Origin of the sequence: Frondihabitans sp. VKM Ac-2883, assembly GCF_015350875.1 — a bacterium.
Classification (GTDB): Bacteria; Actinomycetota; Actinomycetes; order Actinomycetales; family Microbacteriaceae; genus Frondihabitans.
This window is the reverse complement of record NZ_JADKSF010000004.1, coordinates 303,273-325,166: the sequence shown is the minus strand read 5'-3', so window position 1 is coordinate 325,166 and position 21,894 is coordinate 303,273. Positions and strand designations below refer to the sequence as shown.

Annotated in this window: 16 protein-coding genes and 4 tRNA genes; 9 read left to right on the top strand and 11 right to left on the bottom strand. The window is 68.1% G+C overall.

Annotation, left to right across the window (positions count from 1 at the left end):
• Window positions 1-176: 176 nt before the first annotated feature.
• Window positions 177-1,544 (bottom strand): peptidoglycan DD-metalloendopeptidase family protein, encoded by a 1,368-nt coding sequence (locus ITJ49_RS09975; RefSeq protein ID WP_194604653.1) that lies wholly within the window; start codon window positions 1,542-1,544, stop codon window positions 177-179.
• 90 nt (window positions 1,545-1,634) lie between these two features.
• On the opposite strand from ITJ49_RS09975, the gene ITJ49_RS09970 reads away from it, so the two are divergent.
• Together ITJ49_RS09970 and ITJ49_RS09965 are read left to right on the top strand one after the other, a co-directional pair.
• Complete coding sequence (locus ITJ49_RS09970) at window positions 1,635-1,931, top strand: hypothetical protein (RefSeq protein ID WP_194604650.1); 297 nt, start codon at window positions 1,635-1,637, stop codon at window positions 1,929-1,931.
• 188 nt (window positions 1,932-2,119) lie between these two features.
• The gene (locus tag ITJ49_RS09965) at window positions 2,120-5,563 is read left to right on the top strand and encodes a BTAD domain-containing putative transcriptional regulator (protein ID WP_194604645.1); all 3,444 of its coding nucleotides are present in this window, start codon (window positions 2,120-2,122) and stop codon (window positions 5,561-5,563) included.
• Here ITJ49_RS09965 and ITJ49_RS09960 read toward each other — a convergent pair.
• Window positions 5,560-5,988: a hypothetical protein gene (locus ITJ49_RS09960; RefSeq protein ID WP_194604642.1), complete on the bottom strand. Its 429-nt coding sequence runs from the start codon at window positions 5,986-5,988 to the stop codon at window positions 5,560-5,562. The genes ITJ49_RS09965 and ITJ49_RS09960 overlap by 4 nt on opposite strands.
• Before the next feature lie 259 nt (window positions 5,989-6,247).
• On the opposite strand from ITJ49_RS09960, the gene ITJ49_RS09955 reads away from it, so the two are divergent.
• Window positions 6,248-8,299 carry an acyl-CoA dehydrogenase gene (locus ITJ49_RS09955; RefSeq protein ID WP_194604639.1) on the top strand — a complete coding sequence of 684 codons (2,052 nt, stop codon included), beginning with the start codon at window positions 6,248-6,250 and terminating at the stop codon, window positions 8,297-8,299.
• Between the two features lie 25 nt (window positions 8,300-8,324).
• On the opposite strand, the gene ITJ49_RS09950 is transcribed toward ITJ49_RS09955, so the two are convergent.
• The 3 genes from ITJ49_RS09950 to ITJ49_RS09940 all read right to left on the bottom strand — a co-directional run bounded on the left by ITJ49_RS09950 (window position 8,325) and on the right by ITJ49_RS09940 (window position 10,629).
• A complete protein-coding gene (locus ITJ49_RS09950; protein WP_194604637.1) occupies window positions 8,325-9,161 on the bottom strand; it encodes an ABC transporter permease in 837 nt (278 codons plus the stop codon).
• On the bottom strand, window positions 9,158-10,174 hold the full coding sequence (locus ITJ49_RS09945; protein ID WP_194604634.1) for an ATP-binding cassette domain-containing protein: 1,017 nt from the start codon (window positions 10,172-10,174) through the stop codon (window positions 9,158-9,160). Before ITJ49_RS09945 ends, ITJ49_RS09950 begins: the two co-directional genes overlap by 4 nt.
• 158 nt (window positions 10,175-10,332) lie before the next feature.
• The gene (locus ITJ49_RS09940; RefSeq protein WP_055958050.1) at window positions 10,333-10,629 is read right to left on the bottom strand and encodes a DUF4193 family protein; all 297 of its coding nucleotides are present in this window, start codon (window positions 10,627-10,629) and stop codon (window positions 10,333-10,335) included.
• Window positions 10,630-10,791: 162 nt separating this feature from the next.
• Here ITJ49_RS09940 and ITJ49_RS09935 point away from each other — a divergent pair, with 162 nt between their 5' ends.
• A complete protein-coding gene (locus tag ITJ49_RS09935) occupies window positions 10,792-12,222 on the top strand; it encodes a serine hydrolase (RefSeq protein WP_194604631.1) in 1,431 nt (476 codons plus the stop codon).
• A 588-nt stretch (window positions 12,223-12,810) separates the two neighbouring features.
• Here ITJ49_RS09935 and ITJ49_RS09930 read toward each other — a convergent pair.
• The 3 genes from ITJ49_RS09930 to ITJ49_RS09920 all read right to left on the bottom strand — a co-directional run bounded on the left by ITJ49_RS09930 (window position 12,811) and on the right by ITJ49_RS09920 (window position 13,108).
• Window positions 12,811-12,885 (bottom strand) — tRNA-Val (locus ITJ49_RS09930).
• Window positions 12,886-12,938: 53 nt separating this feature from the next.
• Window positions 12,939-13,012 (bottom strand) — tRNA-Cys (locus ITJ49_RS09925).
• A 24-nt stretch (window positions 13,013-13,036) separates the two neighbouring features.
• A tRNA-Gly gene (locus ITJ49_RS09920) sits at window positions 13,037-13,108 on the bottom strand.
• A gap of 179 nt (window positions 13,109-13,287) precedes the next feature.
• Between ITJ49_RS09920 and ITJ49_RS09915 the strand changes: the two genes are divergently transcribed.
• The 5 genes from ITJ49_RS09915 to ITJ49_RS09895 all read left to right on the top strand — a co-directional run bounded on the left by ITJ49_RS09915 (window position 13,288) and on the right by ITJ49_RS09895 (window position 17,891).
• Window positions 13,288-13,360: transfer RNA gene (locus ITJ49_RS09915), tRNA-Val, on the top strand.
• Window positions 13,361-13,624: 264 nt separating this feature from the next.
• Window positions 13,625-14,701 carry a methionine ABC transporter ATP-binding protein gene (locus ITJ49_RS09910; protein ID WP_194604628.1) on the top strand — a complete coding sequence of 359 codons (1,077 nt, stop codon included), beginning with the start codon at window positions 13,625-13,627 and terminating at the stop codon, window positions 14,699-14,701.
• On the top strand, window positions 14,698-15,435 hold the full coding sequence (locus tag ITJ49_RS09905; protein ID WP_370544449.1) for a methionine ABC transporter permease: 738 nt from the start codon (window positions 14,698-14,700) through the stop codon (window positions 15,433-15,435). Before ITJ49_RS09910 ends, ITJ49_RS09905 begins: the two co-directional genes overlap by 4 nt.
• Window positions 15,436-15,478: 43 nt before the next feature.
• The gene (locus tag ITJ49_RS09900) at window positions 15,479-16,396 is read left to right on the top strand and encodes a MetQ/NlpA family ABC transporter substrate-binding protein (protein ID WP_123943945.1); all 918 of its coding nucleotides are present in this window, start codon (window positions 15,479-15,481) and stop codon (window positions 16,394-16,396) included.
• 70 nt (window positions 16,397-16,466) lie between these two features.
• Window positions 16,467-17,891, top strand: a complete 1,425-nt coding sequence (locus ITJ49_RS09895) for an LLM class flavin-dependent oxidoreductase (RefSeq protein WP_194604625.1) — start codon at window positions 16,467-16,469, stop codon at window positions 17,889-17,891.
• A gap of 113 nt (window positions 17,892-18,004) precedes the next feature.
• Here ITJ49_RS09895 and ITJ49_RS09890 read toward each other — a convergent pair whose 3' ends face one another.
• The 3 genes from ITJ49_RS09890 to zapE all read right to left on the bottom strand — a co-directional run bounded on the left by ITJ49_RS09890 (window position 18,005) and on the right by zapE (window position 21,746).
• Window positions 18,005-19,000, bottom strand: coding sequence for an NADP-dependent oxidoreductase (locus ITJ49_RS09890; protein WP_194604623.1), 996 nt, complete (start codon window positions 18,998-19,000; stop codon window positions 18,005-18,007).
• A 164-nt stretch (window positions 19,001-19,164) separates the two neighbouring features.
• On the bottom strand, window positions 19,165-20,439 hold the full coding sequence (locus ITJ49_RS09885) for an ammonium transporter (RefSeq protein WP_123943953.1): 1,275 nt from the start codon (window positions 20,437-20,439) through the stop codon (window positions 19,165-19,167).
• 251 nt (window positions 20,440-20,690) lie between these two features.
• Window positions 20,691-21,746: a cell division protein ZapE gene (zapE, locus tag ITJ49_RS09880; protein WP_194604620.1), complete on the bottom strand. Its 1,056-nt coding sequence runs from the start codon at window positions 21,744-21,746 to the stop codon at window positions 20,691-20,693.
• Window positions 21,747-21,894: the final 148 nt, after the last annotated feature.

Sequence of the window (21,894 nt, the reverse complement as noted above, 5' to 3'; positions counted from 1 at the left end):
GTGCTGCATCGAGACTCCAGTAGTTGCGGGTGCGCAGGTGTGCTACCCGCAAGTACTGGAGTCTCGCTCTGAGCCATGGCGAGACTCCATAAATGAAATGGCCCATCACCCCGGCGCGGACGGGCCACATGGGGAGTCTCGCGACACGGGGTGAGCGAGCGGAGAGAAAGAGAGAGCTAGCGAGAAGCCAAGTACGCCATCGGGTCGGTGGCCACACCGTTGAGTCGGATCTCGAAGTGGAGGTGGCATCCCGTCGACACACCCGTGTTGCCGACACCGGCGATGTTCTGCCCGGCGCTGACCGTCTGCCCGGCCTGCACGTAGATGCCGCTCGTGTAGAGGTGGCCGTAGGCGCTCGAGACGCCGTTGCCGTGATCGATGATGATCATGTTGCCGTAGCCGCCCGAGGGGCCGCCGTAGCTGACCGTGCCCGCGTGCGTCGCGTAGATCGGGGTGCCGCAGGAGGCGGAGAAGTCGGCGCCGGAGTGCAGGCGGTAGTCGTGGTACACGGGGTGGTACCGGTAGCCGTACGCCTGATAGAAGCTGTACGCGGTGATCGGTTTCGTCCAGCCGGACCCTGCGCCCGGGTTGGGGGCACTGCTGCCGCCACCGGTCGAGGGAGCCGGCGTGGAGGGGGTGGACGGAGTCGAGGGGGCCGCCGGTTGAGCCGCAGCAGCAGCCTGGGCGGCCGCTGCATCGGCTGCCGCCTTCGCTGCCGCTGCCTCACGGGCCCGCGCTGCCGCAGCTGCCCGCGCTGCCGCCGCCGCCCGCGCCTTGACGCCGTCCTGGTAGCCGTCTTCGATCGACAATCGGTCGTTGCGAAGGGTCGCGAGCTGCGCCTTCATCACGCCGAGGTTGTCTTGCTGCTCCGCCTCGGCCGAGGAGGCCGCTGCGGTCGCCGCGGCGGCCCGCTCGAGGGCTTTCTGCGAGGCGGCGGCGAGGCGGGTCCGCTCCGTCTTGGCCAGCTTCGCCTGCGCGGCGAGGCCTTCGGCGGTGTTCGTCGCCTTCTGGGCCTCGTCGTAGAGCTTGTCGACCTGGTCGCCGATCTTCGCCGACATGCTGAGGCCCTTGAGGAATTCACCCGGCTTGCTCTCGCCGAAGAGCAGGTGGGTGGTCATGTTGCTGCTGCCCGGCCGGGCTAGCGTCGCCGCTATCTGCCCGACGGCGACTCCCAGTTCGTCCGCCTGCTTCTGAGCCTTCTTCTGCTCGGCGACGACTTTGTCGTACTTGCCAGCGGCGAGGTCGAGCTCGTCTCGGGCGTTCTGGAACTCCTCGCCGGCTTTGTCGGCGGCGGCCTGAGCCGTGGCCGTCGCCTGCTCGAGTTCGGCGATGAGCGAGGTGAGCGAGCCGATCTGCTTGTTCTTCGCCCCTTCGCTGCCGCGGGCCTGCTCGACGTCGTCCCAGCTCGGATACGCGTCGGCCTCGGCGGGCGCGGCGACGAACAGAGGGAGGGCGAAAGCGAGCGCAAGGGCCCCCACGCTGATGCGACGGCGGGTGTGTGAGAGGGGGGCGCGCTGCGGCGGCGCGGAGAAAGACCGAGTCATGACAGGTGTGAGCGTTGCAGATGTGACTGGTGTGACGCAAGGGGCAGACGCGAAGTGGGGTCGCCACCGAGACCGGTCGAGGAGTCTAGGTTGGTCTCTCAGATGTTCACGCTCACCCTTCCTCCTCTCGTCCACGACGCCGCAGCCGGTCGTGATCTCGCATCTGCCGTGCCCGACGAAGCGGCCGCCCACGTCGAGATCGACGCCAGTCTCGTGGCCCTGGCGGATCACGCCTTCGTCGGCGAGCTCCTCGACGGACTCCTCGAACGCGGGCTCGAAGTGCTCGTGGTCGGGGGCGCGGCCGATGACCTCCAGGAGGCGTTCGCCGCCTCGGCTCGGGGGCGCGAATTCGGTGAACTCTGGTTCGCCACCGACACGGCGGCCTGACGTTCAGTGGTGAGCCGCGGTTCTCTCTCGCCAATTGGAGAGCGATCCTGGCCAGTGGGAGCGCGCGCCGGGCTTTTCGGCTCGAATAGCTTGCATAGTGGCGACCGCCGAGGCACCCACCCACTCAGCCGCGTGAAGATACATCACCGATGTATCGCTGAGACAAGCGGGGTCACTAGACTCAGCGAGTGTCTACGCCCGATGTTTCCGTCGTCTCCGTCGGTGTGCTCGGGCCTCTTCGGGTGGCCGGTGCCACGGCCGCAGCCGAGACTGTCTCGCCTGCCGGGCCCCGCGCAAAGACACTCGTCGTCGCGCTGACACTCGCAGGATCCGACGGGGTCACCTCCGCCCGCCTCATCGACGATCTCTGGGGTGACGAGCCGCCTGTCTCGGCGAAGGCCGCGCTCCAGACCCTGATCTCTCGCCTTCGCCAGTCGGTCGCTCCGGGCGTCATCGTCTCGACCCCGACCGGCTACCGTCTCGGCGACCCCCGGGCGAGCGACCTCCAGGTGGCTCGTTCGCTTCTCACGACCGCGAGGATCCGGCCCGGCGCCGATCCGGCCACTCTGACCTCTCTCACCGGCGAAGCCCTTCGCCTCTGGCGGGGGGCGCCCGGCTCCGACCTCGAGCCCGGACCGGTGAGCGACGAGCTGACCCGCGTGGCCGCCGCCCTCCGAGCGGATCTCCTCCGTGTCGCGGCGGCCGCCCGATGCGATCTCGGAGACACGGTCGGCGCCCTGGAGGCCCTCGACGAGTTGGCCGCCGACGCGGTGGGTCTGGAGCACGAAGACCTGGTCGTGCTCCGGATGCGGATCTTGAGCGGAAGCGGTCGCCGCACCGAGGCGCTCCAGGTCTTCGCGTCGTACCGGGAGCGTCTCGCTGATGAGCTCGGCACGGGGCCATCGAACGCCCTCGTCGCGCTGAACGCCGAGTTGCTAGCCACCGAAGACGATCCGCTCCACGACGGTCGCGCTCAGCGGGGGCCCGGCGAACCAGCCACGAGCGTCGCCCAACCACCTCGCCGGGGCGCGCACATCGCACTCGGCCTCCGCTCGGCCCCGAACGAACTGCTCGGACGGTCGTCCGACGTCGACCGGATCGAGGCCTTGCTCGAGCACGCCCGACTGGTCACGATCCTCGGCCCGGGCGGGCTCGGCAAGACGAGGCTGGCCCAGGAGGTCGCGCATCGTGCTGCCGGGCAGTGGCCCCGCGTCGCCGTCGTCGAGCTGGCCGGCGTGCGGGACGGGGAGGACGTCTTGCTCGCCGTAGCGAGTGCCCTCGGGGTGCGCGAGGTGAGTGCGCCGCGGATTCGGCTCTCGGATCCTGGTGTGGGTCCGGTCAAAGACCGACTCGTCGCCGTTCTCGCCGAGATGTCGACCCTGCTCGTCCTCGACAACTGCGAGCACGTCGTCGACGCCGCGGCCGGCCTGGTGTCGGAGTTGCTCGCCGAGACGTCCGAGCTGAGAGTCGTCGCCACGAGCCGCTCTCCGCTCGCGATCGGCGCCGAGACGGTGCACCCGCTCGGATCGCTGCGAAGCGACGGCGCGGCCGTGTCGCTGTTCGAGCAGCGGGCGAGGGCGGCTCGGCCCGGCGTGCTGCTCCCCCGCGACGTCGTCGTCAGGCTCTGCGATCGGCTCGACGGCCTGCCACTCGCGATCGAGCTCGCTGCGGCCCGGGTGCGGTCGCTGTCGGTCGACGAGATCGAACGGCGTCTGGGCAATCGCTTCGCCCTGCTCACCTCGGGTGACCGGTCGGCGCCCGAACGGCACCGGACTATCACGGCCGTGATCGACTGGTCGTGGAACCTCCTCGGCGACGATGAGCGAGTGCTGCTGCGACGACTGTCGCGGTTTCCGGACGGCTTCTCGGCCGACGCCGCCGAGCTGCTCGGGGCGGCCCCGGGTGCATCTGCCGGTCGGCCGAACGACCGGGTCGTCCTGAGCCCGGGCGATATCGGGCTCGAACCTATGGCGGTCGCCGACGCTCTCGACGGCCTCGTCCGCCAGTCGCTGCTCGGCGCCGCCGACGAGCCCGGCACCGGGCGGCTCCGCTACCGGATGCTCGAGACGGTGCGCGAATTCGGTGACCTCCGACTCGCCGAAGCGGCCGAGGAGGAGCTCGTCAGCAACGGCATGTTCGCGTGGGCCGAGGCCTTCTCCCGTTTGATCCGGTCGAGCCTCGACGGCGCCGACCAGGTGCGGAGTTTCGCTCTGATGGCCGCCGAGCAAGACGACCTCGTCTTCGTGCTGCGGCAGGCCCTGGCTGAGGAACGACGGGGTGTCGTCGCCACGACCTTCGCTGCGCTCGGCTACTACTGGTCGCTGGCGGGCAGCCACGCCGAGGTGCAGGCTTTCGCGCCCGAGGTGATCCGGGTGCTGCGCTCTGCGCCGGTGGAGGCCCGCTACCGCGACCCCGAGATCCTCTGCGCCTCGATCGCCGGCAGCCTCCTCGCCTTTGGGGACCGCCGGTCGGGGCTGCTCGCGGTGGCGCGCCTCCGGAGCCTTCGGGCGAGCGGCCCTGCGCAGGATCCTCGCCTCGACGCTCTCTCTGGCCTTTTCTTGGCGACCGTCGTCGATCCGCCGGCATTCCGTCGGCGCCTGAAGGAGGCCCTCGCATCGGGTGACGATGTGATCGTCGAACTCGCCACCGCGATCGACGGCCAGACCGCTGAGAACGAGGGGCGGGTCGGTGACGCGTTCCGGCTGGCGCTCCGAGCGCACCAGAGCGCCGTCGCGAACGGCCACGTCTGGACGATCGGGACCACCGCCTCGTCGCTCGCCGAACTCGCAAGCCAGTCGGCCGACCCGGAGGCGGCCCTCGGCTGGTCAAATGTCGCACGAGAGGCGCTCGAGAGCCTCGGAGCCGCCGGCGACCTGCAAGAGGTCGCCTTCCGGCGGGCCATGGCGGAGCTCTCGCTCGGACGGTACGACGCGGCGCGGCGGTACTTCGAGGGGGTGCTCGTCGACGAAGAGAACCAGGGCGAGGATCCGGGTGGCTCACGACTCATGAGCAGGGTCGGCCTCGCCGAGGTGGCTCTGGCCGAGGGGCAGGCCGACGAGGGCATCCGTCTCTACGACGAGGCGCTGGCGATCTTCCGAGGGGAGCAGTCGCGGTCGCGGTCACCCCTCGCCCTCCTGGTGGCTGCTGCTGCGCTGGCCGCGCACGTGCGCGGGGGCGCGGCGTTCGGTGGTGGGATGCCGACCAGCGCGTCGGCTCCGTCGCGGGCTCCATCCTTGGCGAATCGGCTCCGCACCCGGCTTCTGGCGACGCACCGTCTCTCGGGGGCGTTCGAGGACGTCCCTATCGCGGGGGCTGCCGTTTTTGCGCTGGGCGTGTGGATCCTCGGCTCGTCGTCCGGTTCGTCGTCTGGGACTGCGTCCAGTTCTTCGTCGGAGCCGGCTGGCGGGCACTGGCCCACATCGCTCGGGCTGCGGCTGCTCTCGCTCGCCGAGACGATGCAGGGGCGACAGGAGGTGCCGTCACTCGTGCGCGCGGATGCCGTTGCCGGAGTGAGGGATCGGTTCGGCGCGGAGACGGTGGAGGCCGCGCGGGCGTTGGCGGCGCTTCTGACGCCGTCGGAGGCCTACGCCGAAGCGCTGGAGTTGCTCGTCGATCGTCGGTTGCGCGTTTAGCGCGGTGAGGTCGCCGGTGCCTCGTCGATCGCGGTGGTGCCCGTGGTGTCTTTCGCGTCGGACTCGTCGATCGGGTCCGACTCGTCTTCCGTCTCGAGCTCGAGGTCGTCGAGGTCGTCCGAGTGAGTCGTGGGGGCGGGGAACTCGGGTGCCTGGGCGGCTCGCCACGTGATGGACATGGATGTCAACGCCAAGAGGGCTCCGATGACGCCGGCCGCGATCAAGAGGCCGCCGACCGTGCTGCCCGACTGGGCGGCGAAGAGCTTGGGGTAGTCGGCTGTGCCCGAGGCGTAGACCGCGGCCTCCTTCGCGTTCGACTGGGTCATGAGGAGGTAGCCTCCCGCGACGACGACGAGCGACACCAGCCACAGAACCATGCGCGGAATGTTGATGCGGGCAAAACGGCGGGAGGAGCTGAGCGACATGACGACTTTCGATGGGGGGACGATCCGGTCCGGATCACAGCGAACCTACGGAGGCCGCCTTGGCATCGCTTATGAGTGGGCTCGGGGTCGTCGATGAATGCGTGTGCCGGGCGCAGTAGCTACCCCCGACCTGGAGGAATCCGACAAATGCATGCCCGGCGAGACTGACAACGTGTGTAGCGGCCCACGGATGATTTCGACACCGTCGCGGAGGGTTCTACCGTGAGCCGAGAACCCCACCGGAACGGAATCAACGCTGATGACACGTCTCGAAGAAACCACTGCGCGCGCAACCACACCTGCAGCGGCGCCCACCACGCCTCTGACCACCGCGGCCGACACCCTCGACACCGCCTGGCTCGGCGAGTACCTGCTCGGACGGTGGTCCGAGGCGCGCAAGCACTCCCGCGAGCTGCTGCGCGAGGACGCCTTCCACCGGCACGCCGACCTCACCCTCGCCGAACAGCGCGAGCGCTGCTTCGGCCAACTGCATCGGCTGCTCGAACGCGGGGCAGTCCTGCGCGCGTTCCCGACGCACCTCGGGGGAAGCGACGACCACGGCGGCAATATCGCTGCGTTCGAAGAGATCGTCTCCGCGGATCCTTCGCTTCAGATCAAGGCGGGTGTGCAGTGGGGCCTCTTCGGCTCTGCCGTGATGCACCTCGGAACCGAGTACCACCACGAGACCTTCCTGCCCGGCATCATGAACCTCGAGGTGCCGGGGGCCTTCGCCATGACCGAGACCGGCCACGGCTCCGACGTCGCGTCGATCGGCACCACTGCAACGTACGACGCCGACGCCGAGGAGTTCGTGATCCAGACGCCGTTCCGCGCCGCCTGGAAGGACTATCTCGGCAACGCCGCCGTCCACGGTCGAGCGGCCGTCGTGTTCGCGCAGCTTGTGACGCAGGGCGTCGAGCAGGGAGTCCACGCCTTCTACGTGCCGATCCGTGACGACAACGGATTCCTAGAGGGAGTCGGCGGCGAAGACGACGGCCTCAAAGGCGGCTTGAACGGCATCGACAACGGTCGGCTGCACTTCGACGGGGTGCGAGTGCCGCGAACGAACCTCCTGAACCGCTACGGCGACGTCGCCCCTGACGGCAGCTACAGCTCGCCCATCGCGAGCAAGGGTCGACGGTTCTTCACCATGATCGGCACGCTCGTGCAGGGGCGGGTCTCGCTCGACGGCGCGTCAGTGGTCGCGTCCAAGCTGGCGCTCCACATCGCGATCACCTACGGCACCCAGCGTCGGCAGTTCACCGCCGCCGACCCGACGAGTGAAGTCGTGATCCTCGACTATCAGCGGCACCAGCGTCGCCTGCTCCCCCGCCTCGCAACGACCTACGCGATGTCGTTCGCGCACGAGAAGCTCCTCGCCGCGTTCGACGGCGTCTTCTCGGGCGAGCACGCCACCGACGCCGACCGGCAAGACCTCGAGACCCTGGCCGCCGCCCTCAAGTCGCTCAGCACCTGGTCGGCCCTCGACATCCTCCAGGAGGCCCGCGAGGCCTGCGGCGGTGCCGGATTCCTCGCCGAGAACCGCCTCACCCAGCTCCGAGCCGACCTCGACGTCTACGCGACATTCGAGGGCGATAACACGGTTCTGCTGCAGCTCGTCGCCAAGCGCCTGCTGACCGACTACTCGAAGAAGTTCACCGGCGCCGATCCGCGTCGGGTGGCGACGCTCGTCGCCGGGCAGGTCGGACAGGCATCGGTCGACCGCTCCGGCTTGCGACGCCTCGCCCAGACCGTCACAGACCGAGGATCCGTCGGCCGCGCCGTGGGGCACGTCCGCGATGCCGAATCGCAACGCCAGCTCCTCACCGGCCGGGTCGAGACGATGATCGCCGGTGTTGCGGCAAAGCTGCGCCCCGCCGCCAAGTCGGCGTCGGGAAAGCCCTCGCCCGTCGAAGCAGCCCGCCTGTTCGACCAGAACCAGGACGAGCTGATCGAGGCGGCCATCGCCCACGCGGAGCTGCTCCAGTGGGAGGCCTTCACCGAGGCGCTGGCGGGCGTCCCCGATGAGCCGACCCGTCGGATCCTGACCTGGCTTCGCGATCTGTTCGGCCTCGGGCTGATCGAGAAGCATCTTGCTTGGTACCTGATCCACGGGCGGCTGTCGGCGGCCCGCGCCACGGCCATCACCGACTACATCGACGATCGCCTGCTGCCACGGCTGCGCCCGCACGCGCTCGGCCTGGTCAAGGCCTTCGGGTTCGCACCCGAGCACGTGCGGGCGCCGATCGCGTCCGGGGCGGAGCAGCAGCGCCAAGACGAGGCCGCTGCCTACTACGCCGCCCGTCGCTGACGGGGCGGGCGCGGGAGCGGTCGCGTCAGGCCTTGCGCATGTAGGCGCGCACGGTCAGCGGAGCGAAGATCGCCACGACCACTCCGGCGCCGAGCAGTGCCAGCCAGAGGTTGCCCGTGATCGCACCCGTGTTCGCGAGGTCGCGGACCCCCGACACGAGGTGCGAGACCGGGTTGCCCTCGGCGAACCACTTCAGCCACGACGGCAGCGTGCCGGTCGGCACGAAGGCGTTCGAGAGGAACGTCAGCGGGAAGAGCACCAGGAACGAGATGCCCTGCACGCTTGACGCGCTGCGAGCGACGACACCGAAGAACGCGAATATCCAGCTGAGGGCCCAGGCGCAGACGATCACGAGGAGCCCGGCAAGAACGACGAAGCCAAAGCCGCCGCCCGGACGCCAGCCCAGGATGAATCCCATGGTCAGGGTGAGCGTCGTCGCGATCGCGTAGCGGACGGTGTCGGCGAGGAGCGCGCCGGCGAGAGGGGCGATCCGAGCGATGGGCAGCGACTTGAAGCGATCGAACACGCCCTTGTCCATGTCTTCGCGCAACTGTGTGCCGGTGACAACGGAACCCGTGATGACCGTCTGGACGAGGATCCCGGGGATGATCAGCGGCAGGTAATCCGCGACGCTTCCGGCGATCGCTCCGCCGAACAGGTACGTGAACATCAGCGTGAAGATGATCGGCTGGATCGTGACGTCGATGAGCTGCTCGGGAGTACGACGGATCTTGAGCAACCCGCGATAGGCCATCGTGAACGAGTGGCGGATGGTCTGCGAGACGCTGACGTGGTTCTTGAGGGGGCGACCGGCCGGGCCGGTGAGACGCGGAGTCGCGCTGGTGGGGCTGAGGGTGGTCATGCGTTCACCGATTCTTTCGGGGAGGTGTGGGCGGCGGCAGCGCCGTCGGCTGGTGCGGCATCGGCTTCGACGCCGTGCCCGGTCAGGGTGAGGAACACCTCGTCGAGCGTCGGCTTCTGCACGCTCATCTCGGTGAGGTGGATGCCGCGCTCGCGGAAGGCGACGAACAGGTCGGTGATCCGGTCGGGATCGGTCATCGGCGCGGTGATGCGACCGGCTTCGGGCGAGACGGCCGCCGAGACGCCGAGCACGCTTCGGATGAGGTCGCGGGCGGGTGCGACGTCGGCGGGTGAGGCGAGCCGGAGCTGCAGCGACGATTCGCCGACCGACGACTTGAGCTCCTCCGAGGTGCCCTCGGCGACGACCCGACCCGTGTCGATGACCGCGATGCGATCGGCGAGCTGGTCGGCCTCCTCGAGGTACTGCGTCGTGAGCAGCACCGTGGAGCCCTCGGTGACGAGGCGCCGGATGGTGTCCCACATCTGCGAGCGGGTGCGCGGGTCGAGCCCGGTGGTCGGCTCGTCCAAGAAGATCAGCGGCGGCTGGGCGATGAGGCTTGCGGCGAGGTCGAGACGACGACGCATTCCCCCCGAGAACTTCGCGAGCGGCCGGCTAGCGGCTTCGGTGAGGCCGAACTCCTCGAGCAGCTCGGTGGTCTTGGTCCGGGCATCGCGACGCGACAGGCCGAGCAGTCGGGAGAAGATGATGAGGTTCTCGGTCGCCGACAGTTTCTCGTCGACCGACGCGAACTGCGCGGTGACTCCGATGAGCTGCCGCACGACCTGCGCCTCTCTGACGACGTCGTGGCCGAAGATCGTGGCCGATCCGGCATCGGGCCGCAGAAGCGTGGCGAGCATGCTGATGGTGGTCGATTTGCCGGCGCCGTTCGGGCCGAGCACTCCGTAGACGGTGCCGGCGCGGACGCTGAGGTCGACGCCGTCGACCGCGCGGTTCTCGCCGAAGACCTTGACGAGCCCGTGGGCTTCGACGGCCCAGTCGCTTGAGGTGGTCATGTCTGACCTTTCGTGAAAGAGGGGGATGAGGATCCGAGGTGACCGGCTTTCGTTGCCGGCCACAGGGATCCTGCGCTCCCCCGCTTTCACGGGACTTTTACACCCTTGCGCGCCTCTGTCAGGAGGCGCGCGCCTCTGTCACGAGGCGCCTGTCTTTCTTACGACGCGCACTCGATGCACACGGGGCCGAGCTTGGTCTCGTGATCGAGCTGCGCGCGCGGGCGCACGAGGAAGCACTCGACGCAGGTGAACTCGTAATCCTGCATCGGCAGCACGACGACGTCGAGCGCTTCGTCGACGTCGGCGGCGTCGAGTTGGAACCCGCCCGAGGCATCGCCGTCGTCGAGGTCGGCGACGAGGCCGACCTTCTGGGGAGCTCGCTCCTTGAACGCCTGCATCGAGTCGTTACCGTCGTCGTCGGGGGCGTTGCGGGGTGCGTCGTAGTCGGCAGCCATGGTGTTCTCCTGCAAATGTGTCGCGGCTTGCAACCCGCGCGGATCTGGTGGTCGCCGTAACTATAGGCGGCATCTCGCCCTCAGCCGAACCATGTTCGCCAACGGCTGTAGTGCGTGTCGGAATCGAGGGCCGTCTCGGGGCCGCAGCGCTAGCGTGAGCGTGTGACCACTGACGCTCTCCCCCGCACCCGCCCGTCCGCCGTCGGCATCGATGCGGCGGGAATCGCCGCTCTCGTCGATGCCCTCGAATCGACGGCCGGCGTCGAACCGCACAGCCTCATGGTGCTGCGCCACGGGCAGGTGGCAGCCGAAGGGTGGTGGGCGCCGTACAGCGCCGATCGCCAGCATCTGCTCTATTCGATCAGTAAGAGCTTCACCTCGACCGCAGTGGGATTCGCCATCGCCGAGGGTCTCTTCTCGCTCGACGACACCGTCGTCAGCCACTTTCCTGAGCTCGATGCCGAGATCACGGATGAGAAGAGCCGCAGGATCCGGGTGCGTCACCTTCTTGCCATGGCCAGCGGTCACCGCGAAGAGACGGTGGCGCGGGCGTATTCCATCGACCCGGTCGATCTCGTGCGCGGCTTTCTGCTCATGCCGCCCGACGAAGAGCCGGGCACGCTGTTCTGCTACAACCAGCCGTGCACCTTCACTCTCGGGGCGATCGTGCAGCGCCTCAGCGGCCAATCGCTGACCGACTACCTGCGCCCGAGGCTGTTCGATCCGCTCGGCACCGGCGAGGTCGGCTGGCAGACCGACGCATCGGGGCGTCAGCTCGGCTACAGCGGCTTCTACGCACCGACCGTGGCGCTCGCCAAGCTCGCGCAGCTGTATCTGCAGCGCGGCGTGTGGGAGGGCGAGCAGATCCTGCCCGCTTCGTGGGTCGACGACGCGACGGTGTCGCACATCGACAACTCGAACCACGGCGACAAAGACTGGGGTCAGGGCTATGGCTTCCAGTTCTGGATGGCGCGACACGGCTACCGCGGCGACGGAGCCTACGGGCAGTTCGCCGTGGTGCTGCCGGAGCACGACGTGGTCATCGCGATCACCGGCCAGACCCCCGACATGCAAGCCGTGCTCGACGCGGTCTGGCAAAACCTTCTGCCCGCTTTTGATGGTTCTATGCCCTCTGCGGAGGCCGACGATGCTCTGGCCGAGCGGCTCGCCGGGCTCGCGCTGCCCGTGGCCTCCGTCCCAACGACGCGCGTCTCGAGCACCTTCACGCCCGGGGCGGGCAACCGCCTCGCGACGCTCACCTCGGTCGCCTACCTGCCGGGCGGGCTCGGTCTGCCGGGTGGGCTCGGCTTGCCGGGTGACACGGGCGAAGGATCCGACACGGTCGAGCTGGTCGACCGCGGCGAGACCTTGCGCGCGACCGTGGGCGTGGGATCCTGGGCCCTCTCGGAGGTGGTGGCCGCCGCTGCCTCCGACGGGCCGAACGGCACCGTGCGCCTCGATGTGATCTTCGTCGAGACGCCGCACCGGCTTATCGTGACGCTCGACCCGATCTCGTCGACTTTCTCGGCAGAGTGGCAGACAGAGCCGCTCGACGAGGCGCCTCTCGCTCGCCGCCGCATGCCGCGCGCCTAGCTGAGCGTCTGACTGTACGATCTCGACGACTCGCTGCCGGGTGCTTTGGGCAATGCCTTGGCTAAGAGTCGATTCACCCGGGTGACCCGGTTCGGAGCCCTTCGGTAAATGATTACGACGTCGGCCACTCGGCTCGAGGTCTTCGAGCCGCTCTGGATCCGCCTCTGGCCGCCCCACTTCGCCCTGGTCACTGCCTTTCGGCTCGCGGGGCTCCTCCGAGGTAGACACCGCCCGACGGCCGCCGGCGGGAGCAGATCGGTCTGCCGATCAAGGAGGGCCTGGCGGCAGGTCTGACCATCGTCACGACCGACCAGACCGGCCTTGCCGGGTGGCTGAGCGACCACGGGCACGGCGTCGTGCCGGTCGACGGTGAGGCCTGGCTGAACGCCTAGGGTGCTCGGCGCTCGGCACTCGTAGTCGCGATTTGCACGTATAGTCGCGAAATGCCGCGACTAAACCTGCGAAACGCGACTAGATGCGGCGCCCACCGTCACGATGGGCGACGAGGGGGCCACGGCACCCAAACGGTGCGTTCCGGGCGACCTCGCGGGAAAAGCAAAAAACCCCCGACGAATCGGGGGTTTCGGGTGGTGAGCGATACTGGGATCGAACCAGTGACCTCTTCCGTGTCAGGGAAGCGCGCTACCGCTGCGCCAATCGCTCATATGTATTCAGTTGTCTGTCTGAGGCTCTGAAGAGACTCAAACCGGTGGATCTGGAGGTGGGGACGGGATTTGAACCCGCGTGAACGGCTTTGCAGGCCGGTGCCTCGCCTCTCGGCCACCCCACCCTGATCGGGGTGAGCTTTCACTCGAGCGGATGACGAGATTCGAACTCGCGACCCTCACCTTGGCAAGGTGATGCGCTACCACTGCGCCACATCCGCAAAGTGTCTGACGTACGACACCTGGTTGTTGTTTCTGCCGCATCTCTGCGACCTCAGGAACTCTATCCGATGGTTTGCCCGAAGTACAAACTGAGATTGATTCGTGTCTCGACGAGCATCTCGGAGGGCCGACGAATAGGTTCGAACTCGATTCATCCAGTAGTATCGACGAGTCCCACGGGCGATTGGCGCAGTTGGTAGCGCGCTTCCTTCACACGGAAGAGGTCATCGGTTCGAGTCCGGTATCGCCCACTGTTTGTTCGGTTCGCCCTTCGGGCGACACCCGTCACTTCTCGGGGCGAGGCCGCTATCTTGCGAGCGATCCGAAGTCGTAGGGCGCCGACACGCGGCAATCATGGGGCCGGCGCCGCGGATCACTCGCAAATTGGCACACCCCGTTGCGAAAGAACACAGCGCTGCGCCAGACCACACCCACAGTCGCGTCACAGAGCGTCACACCCCGTCACCCCGCGACGTACAGCGGTGCGGCGCCTCGAGACGCTCTACCGTCGCCGCATGATCCGAATCGACCAGCTCAGCAAGGTGTACGAGCACGGTGGCACACGTTCCGTCGTGCTCGACCGCCTCGACTTCGAAGTCGGCCCGCGCGAGATCGCCGCCGTGGTCGGCAAAAGCGGTGCCGGCAAGTCGACGCTCGCGCAGTGCGTCACCCTCCTCGAACGACCCACCTCGGGCTCCGTCGTCGTCGACGGCGTCGACCTGACCGCGGCGTCGGAGAAGGGTCTCCGCACCGCCCGCCGGGCGATCGGCACGATCTTCCAGTCTGACGGCCTCTTCTCTCGTCGAACGGCCGCCCAGAACGTCGCGCTCCCCCTCGACTACCTCGGAGTCACCCCGGCGGAGTCGAAGGCGCGAGTCGCCGAGCTGCTCGACCGGGTCGGTCTCAGCGACAAGGCTGACCACTACCCGCACCAGCTCTCGGGCGGGCAGAGGCAGCGAGCCGGTGTGGCGCGCGCTCTGGCGCTCCGCCCCCGGATCCTGCTCTCCGACGAAGCCACCTCGGGCCTCGACCCCGAGTCGACCCGCTCGATCCTCGGGCTCCTCCGTGAGCTGCGCGACGACCTCGACCTGTCGATCCTGCTGATCACCCACGAGATGGACGCCGTGCGCGAGATCGCCGATACCGTCGCCCGTCTCGAGGTCGGCCGGTTCACCGAGTCGGGCCGGGTCGTTGACCTGCTTCAGGATCCGACATCCCGTCTCGGCATCGACCTCCAGCCGCACCGCGCGTCGGCCCGTGCGGCCGACGGCCAGGAGTCTCTCGTGGTCACGTACGGGCGCGCCGATGTGCCCACCGACTGGCTGGTGCGCGCGTCCGCCGAGCTCAGCGCCCCTCTGGCGCTGCTCGGGGCGGCGGTCGAGGTGGTCGACGGCGTGACCGTCGGAACGGTGACGGTGGGGGTGGTGGGCGATGTCGAGCGGGCCCGACGCGTGCTCGCCGAGCTGGGGCTGCTGCCCCGGGGCTCGGTCGGTGCCGCGAGCGCCGAGCCCGAGCGGGGTGCCGCCGGATCCTCGGCTTCGGAATCGATCGACACGGCGCCCGTCGACCCGACCCTGGAGGTCGTCGCGTGAGCAACTCGAATCTCGTTCCCGTCGACCAGATCGCGGGCCTCGTGCTGCCTGCCCTCGGCGACACGATCATCATGGTCGGCATCACGATGGTGGTGGTCGTGGCCGTGGGGGTGCCGATCGGCGCGCTGGTTCACAACACGGGCCGTGGAGGTCTGTTCGAGCAGCCGCTCGTGCACACGCTGACCGGCTGGATCGTGAGTCTCGGGCGGAGTCTGCCGTTCCTCATCCTGATGGCCGCGATCATCCCGTTCACGCGGCTGGTCACGGGCACGAACATCGGCATCGCCGCGGCCGTCGTGCCCATGTCGGTCGCAGGCATCGCCTTCTTCAGTCGCATCGTCGAGAACGCGCTGCGCGGAGTCCCACCCGAGTTCTCGCGGGTGGCTCGCGCAGCCGGGGCGTCGAGGCTGCAGGTGATCCGGACGGCACAGCTGGCCGAGGCGCTGCCCTCGATCGTCGGCGGCTTGACGATCAACACGATCGCGATGATCGAGTATTCGGCGATCGCCGGCACGATCGGCGCGGGCGGCATCGGCTACGTCGCCGTCACCTACGGCTACCAGCGCTTCGACACGCGGGTGATGCTCGCGACCATCGTGATCCTCGTCGTGCTCGTCGCCCTGGTGCAGTTCGCCGGCGATCGGCTCGCCCGTCGTCTGACGCCGCGGCTCCGATTCGCCAGCAGGGTCTCAAGCGACGTTCCTCCGACCCGGCGTTCGCGCGTCGCCGCCTGACCCTCCCCTATTCACGCCCCTCTCACCCGAAAGCAGCACAGCCATGTCTTCCTCCGACACCACTCCCCCCACGTCAGGCGGCCCCGACCACGGCTTCACCCTGACCAAGCGCCGCCGCTGGCCCTACGTCGCGGGAGCGGCCGTGGCCATCGTCGCCGTGGCAGCGGGCCTGACCGTTCCGCGTCTTCTCCCCGAGGCCAGCGCCAACGACACGAAGGGCGCCACGCTCTACGTCGCCACCGCCGAGGGCAACGCCGCCGAGGAGGCCCTCGTCGACTACGTCGCGAAAGAGGTCGCCCCCGACTACGGCATCAAGGTTGCCTTCAAGGGCCTCTCCGACTCGACCACTTTGAACCGCGCCGTCAGCGAGGGCGAGGTCGCAGGCACGGTCTACCAGCACAAGCTCTGGCTGAGCCAGGTGCTCAAGGCGAACCCCGACTTCAAGGAGACCGCGGCTACCCCGGTCTTCCGCTGGGGATTCGGCCTGTGGAGCTCGAAGTGGAAGACGGTCGACGCCATTCCCGACGGCGCGACGATTTCGCTCTACTCCGACCCCGCGAACGAGGCGCAGGGGCTCTGGATCCTCGACCGTGCCGGTCTGATCACTCTCAAGCCGGGTATCGACAAGGGTTACGCGACCCAGGACGACATCGCCTCGAATCCGAAGCACCTGAAGTTCACACTGCTCGACTTCGCCGCCCAGTCACGCTCGCTCGACGACCTCGACGCCGCCGTCGGCTACACCGAGTACTACCTCGCCGCGGGCATCCCGGTCTCGAAGCAGATCTACGCCCCCGCCGCCCCCGACCAGTTCGCCGGGCAGCTGACCGTCGGCACCAAGTACGCGAAATCGGACAACGTCAAGAAGCTGATCGCGGCGTTCAAGGATCCTCGAGTCCAGACCTTCCTGAGCACCGACTCGAAGGTCAAAAACATCCTCCTGCCGGTCGACGCGAAGTAGCGCCTCCGCGCGTGTGACACCGCGTTACGGACGCCCTGACAAACCGCCCCAACCCACGGAGGATGAGACCATGACCCGACAGATCCGCTTCAACGCCTTCGACATGAACTGCGTCGCCCACCAGTCGTCCGGGCTGTGGCGCCACCCGAGCGACCGTTCGAGGCACTACAACGACATCGACTACTGGACGAACCTGGCGAAGCTGCTCGAATCGGGCACGTTTGACGGCCTGTTCATCGCAGATGTGCTCGGCACCTACGACGTCTACGGCGGCAACAACGTCGCGGCGATCCGCAACGGCGCGCAGATTCCGGTCAACGACCCGGTGCTGCTCGTCTCGGCCATGGCGGCGGTCACGAAGCACCTCGGTTTCGGCGTGACCGCGGGCACGGCGTACGAGCACCCCTACCCGTTCGCCCGGCGCATGTCGACGCTCGATCACCTCACAAAGGGGCGCGTGGGCTGGAACGTCGTCACCGGCTACCTGCCGAGCGCGGCGCGCAACATGGGCCACGAGGATCAACTCGAGCACGACGCCCGCTACGACGTCGCCAGTGAGTACCTCGACGTGCTGTACAAGCTGTGGGAGGGGTCGTGGGAAGACGACGCCGTCGTCGAAGACCGCGAGGGTGGCGTGTTCACCGACCCGGCCAAGATCCACGAGATCGGCCACCGCGGCGAGAACTACACGGTGCCCGGCATCCACCTCTCCGAGCCGTCGATTCAGCGCTCCCCCGTGATCTACCAGGCTGGCGCCTCTCCCCGCGGCGTCGCCTTCGCCGCAGACAACGCCGAGGCGATCTTCGTGTCGGCTCCCACGGCGGCCGTGCTCAAGGCGACGGTCTCGAGGATCCGCGACGCCCTCGAGAAGGCCGGCCGCGACCGCTACTCGGCCAAGATCTACACACTCCTCACGATCATCACCGACGACACCCACGAGAAGGCCGTCGCCAAGCACGAGGAGTACCTCCGCTACGCCAGCGAGGAGGGGGCTCTTGTCTTCATGTCCGGCTGGACCGGCATCGACCTCTCGGAGTACGACCTCGACCAGCCGATCGGCGACGTGCAGGGCAACGCGATCCAGTCGGTGATCGAGAACTTCAAAGAGTCGGCGAAGCTCGACGGCCGGGAGTGGACTGTGCGCGACATCGCGCGGTTCGGCGCCATCGGCGGACTCGGGCCGATCTTCGTCGGCTCAGGATCCGAGGTGGCCGACCATCTCGAACAGCTCGTCGCCGAGACGGACGTCGACGGGTTCAACCTCGCGTACGCCGTCTCGCCGGGTACGTGGGAAGACGTCATCGAGCACGTGATCCCCGAGCTGCGGGCCCGCGGCGCCTATCCGTCGGAGTACGTGGAGGGGTCGCTCCGCGAGAAGCTGTTCGCACGCGGCGACCGGCTGCCCGAGGAGCACCGCGGCGCGTCGTTCCGGCTCGGAGGCTCGCGTTCGACGTCGACTGGCTCTGTGGCCGACAAGGCATCTGTCCACGCCTGACGCCTGTCGCCTGACGTCTGACGCCAGACGCCAGCCGCGAGACGACGTGCGGACCCACGGACGTGCCGCGGCGCGTCTGCGAGTCCGCGCGACGTCTCGCGGCGCCCGCGGCGTCAGGCCGAATGCACGTCGCGCGCCTTGCCCGACAGGTACCAGCTCGATCGCGCTCCGCTCTCAACGGGTTGCATGCCGACGACCACCTTGCCGCGCGAGTGCTTCTCGCCCAGGTCGGCGAACGCCTGCACGATGTAGTCGAAGGGGTAGAACCCGGAGATGAGCGGTTGGATCCTGCCCTCTTCGATCATCGTTGCGAGCTCGCTCAAGATCATGGCCGGTTCGGTGTCGTCGCGGTCGACCGTGATGAACCGCATCTCGGTTTCGAGGCGGTCTTCGCTCGACGAGAAGCGGCTGGGGATCACCTTCAGCGACTTTGCCAGGGCCGGGTTGTCGCCGCCGAAGTTGTCGATGAAGGCGGTGACAGGGCCTTTAGCGGCTTCGCGGATGCGCTCTTCGAGGCCGTCACCGTACGTGATCGGGATCACGCCGATCGAGCGGAGGTAGTCGTGGTTGCGCGGGCTGCAGGTGCCGATGACGCGGGCCCCAGCGACCAGGGCGAGCTGGCACTCGAGGTGTCCGACGCCGCCGGCAGCTGCGGTGACTACGAGGACGTCGTCGGAGCCGAGAGCAAGCCCGCGGACGACGTCGTAGGCCGTGGCACCGGCGAGGTACAGGCCCCCCGCGATCTCCCACGAGACACGCTGGGGCTTCGGCACCACGGCGGTGCGGGGCACGGCGATGTAGGTCGCGTGGGCTCCTCCGCCGACGGCGTGGCCGATCACCTCGGCGCCGACTGACAGGTCGCGAACCGCTCTGCCGCGCTTCTTGACGATTCCGGCGAAGCAGGATCCTTGCTTGGCCGGAAACGCGAGCGGCAGGCGACTCTGGAAGTCGCCCTGCCGCATGTAGTTCTCGATGTGGTTGAGGCCTGCGGCGACGATCTCGACCACCACTTCGTCGTCGTCAGGCACGGGGAGCTCCTGGGCCACGAAGTGGAGCTCATCGACGTCGCCGTAGCGATCGAACTGAACCTGCTTACCGGAGCGAGCCATGACGACCTCCTGGTTAGGCCCCTCATCGGGCCTTTGCTCGATCGTGCTCCTTTTCGGCTTCGAGTGCACACCGGGCCCTCGACCGACGAGATCGGGCAGATCTGCCGCGAGTGTGGCGGATCTGCCCGATTCGGTAGGCCGAGGGCCCGGCGGGGAGTGAGGCGCTAGGCGCGCTCGTCGAGGAGCACGTAGCCCTCCTCGCCGTGCACGGCCGTGTCGATACCGGCGACCTCGTCTTCGCTCGTGACGCGGAAGCCCATGGTCTTCTCGATCACGAGGCCGATGACGAAGGCGAAGACGAACGAGTAGACCATGACAACGACGGCCGCGAGAGCCTGGACGCCGAGCTGGTGGAAGCCGCCACCGAAGGCGAGGCCGACGTCGTTCGCGAAGAAGCCGATGTAGAGGGTTCCCACGAGACCGCCGACGAGGTGGACGCCGACGACGTCGAGCGAGTCGTCAAAGCCGAGCTTGAACTTGAGGTCGATCGCGATTGCACAGATGGCACCGGTGAGGATTCCCAGCACGATCGCCCAGAACGGCGTGAGGGCGGCGCACGCCGGGGTGATGGCGACGAGACCGGCGACGGCACCCGATGCGGCACCCACGGAAGTGGCCTTGCCGTCTTTGACCTTCTCGACGATGAGCCAGCCGAGCACTGCGGCGGCGGGAGCGGCGAGGGTGTTGACGAACGCGAGGGCGGCGACGCCGTCGGCAGCGAGCTCCGAGCCGGCGTTGAAGCCGAACCAGCCGAACCAGAGGAGGCCGGCACCGAGCATCACGAAGGGAGGGTTGTGCGGCTTGTAGGCGCCCTTGGCGAAGCCGACGCGACGGCCGAGGACGAGTGCGAGAGCCAGACCGGCGGATCCTGCGTTGATGTGGACCGCCGTACCGCCGGCGAAGTCGATCAGGCCGAGACCGGCGAGCCAGCCGCCGTCAACGACCGAACCATCCTTGCCGAGGGTGAAGTTGAACACCCACGAGGCGACCGGGAAGTAGACGATCGTGGCCCAGACGCCGGCGAAGACCATCCAGGCGCCGAACTTCGCGCGGTCGGCGATCGCACCCGAGATGAGGGCGACGGTGATGATGGCGAACGTCGCCTGGAAGGCGGCGAAGGCGAGCTGGGGGAAGGCGGCCTCCTGGCCGATCAGCGAGTTGAGGCCGAACATGGCCGGGTCGAAGCCGAGGAACCCGTCGATGCCGATGAACGTGTCGGTTCCGGCGGAGCCGCTGGGGCCGTTCGAGAAGGCGATGGAGTAGCCGTACAAGACCCACAGGACGGCGATGAGGCCGATTGCGCCGAAGCTGAGCATCATCATGCTGATGACGCTCTTGGCCTTGACGAGGCCACCGTAGAAGAAGGCGAGGCCGGGGGTCATGAGCAGGACCATGGCGGCCGTGATCAGGATGAAGGCGGTATTGCCTTGGTCGAGCATCTGGTGTCACCTCTCAGTTGTGCAGTGCAGGGTGTCCCGGACCGAACGACGCTGGAAAGTGCAGGGGCGACGACCGGTCCTGACTCGGGATACGGCTCATACTGGCGTCCCGACGTTTCGGTTCGTGCGCACGTATGTTTCCCGGATGTAACACGGTTCGCCCGTTTGTAAACAACACGTTTCGCGAATCTGGCCTTTGGGCCCGAAAGTGCCGTGAGAGCGCGAAGCGCCGGGAAAGCGGGAGCCGGGGCCTAGAGAAGCGTGAGCGCGACGAGTCGCGACATGGCGCGGAGGTACTTCTTGCGGTAGCCGCCCGCCAGCATCTCGGCGCCGAAGACCTCGTCGAGCGCGAGCCCCGAGGCGATGACGCGCACCTGGGCGTCGTACAACCGGTCGACGAACGCGACGAAGCGGAGCGCCTCCGTCTGATCATGGAGGGGGCCGACGTCGCGGAGAGCGACCGTGTCAATGCCGTCGATCAACTTCACGTACTTCGACGGATGGACAGTCGACAGGTGTTCGACGACTGCCTGGAAGTCGTCGACCGACACGACGCCCCGAGCCGACGCGATCGCATGCTCGAGCTCCCCCGTCACGATCGCGTGCGCCTCGATTTCGCGGCGTCGGTAGTCGGTGCCGTCGATGCGCAGCGTGCGGAAGCGATCGCTCAGCGCCTGGATCTCGCGGAGGAAGTCGGCTGCGGCAAAGCGGCCCTCACCCAGAGCGTTCGGCGGGGTGTTCGACGTCGCGGCGATCCGGGCTCCCTGGTCGGCGAGTTCGCCGAGGAGTCTCGTCATGATCATCGTGTCGCCCGGGTCGTCGAGCTCGAACTCGTCGATGCAGATGAGAGTCGCGCCTTCGAGCTGCGCTACCGCTCCCCGGTAGCCGACCGCGCCGACGAGGGCCGTGTATTCGATGAAGGTGCCGAAGAATTTCGTGCCCGAGCCTGCTGCCCCCGGGGTCTGGTGCCAGAGCGCCGCCAGCAGGTGCGTCTTGCCGACGCCGAAGCCGCCGTCGAGGTAGAGACCGAGCTTTTTCGGCACGGCCGCCTTGCGGCGGAAGAAACCGGCCCGCGCGGGTGTGGCCTGGTCGCCGAAGGTGCGGACCGCTTCGACCGCCTCCGCCTGCGACGGGTAGCCGGGGTCGGGGCGGTAGTTGTCGAGCGAGGCGCCATCGAACTGACGGGGAGGAACGAGGTGGGCGACGATCTCAGCGGCGGTGATGGAGGGAGAGCGGTCGGTGAGAGAGACGGTGTCTCGGATCCTGGTGTCCGCCTCGCCCGCGGTGGGGCTGCTCTCGTCGGTCATCCGGCGGCGCCGTCCTCTCCGTGTCAGATTTGTGTCAGAGTTTTGCGCGGGCTCCGCGCGGCATACATGGCGCCCGTCTAGCGTTGTCGACGGAGACGGCGAAAAAACACTGCCGCCGCAGACGGCGAAGTGAAACTCTACGCCGCAC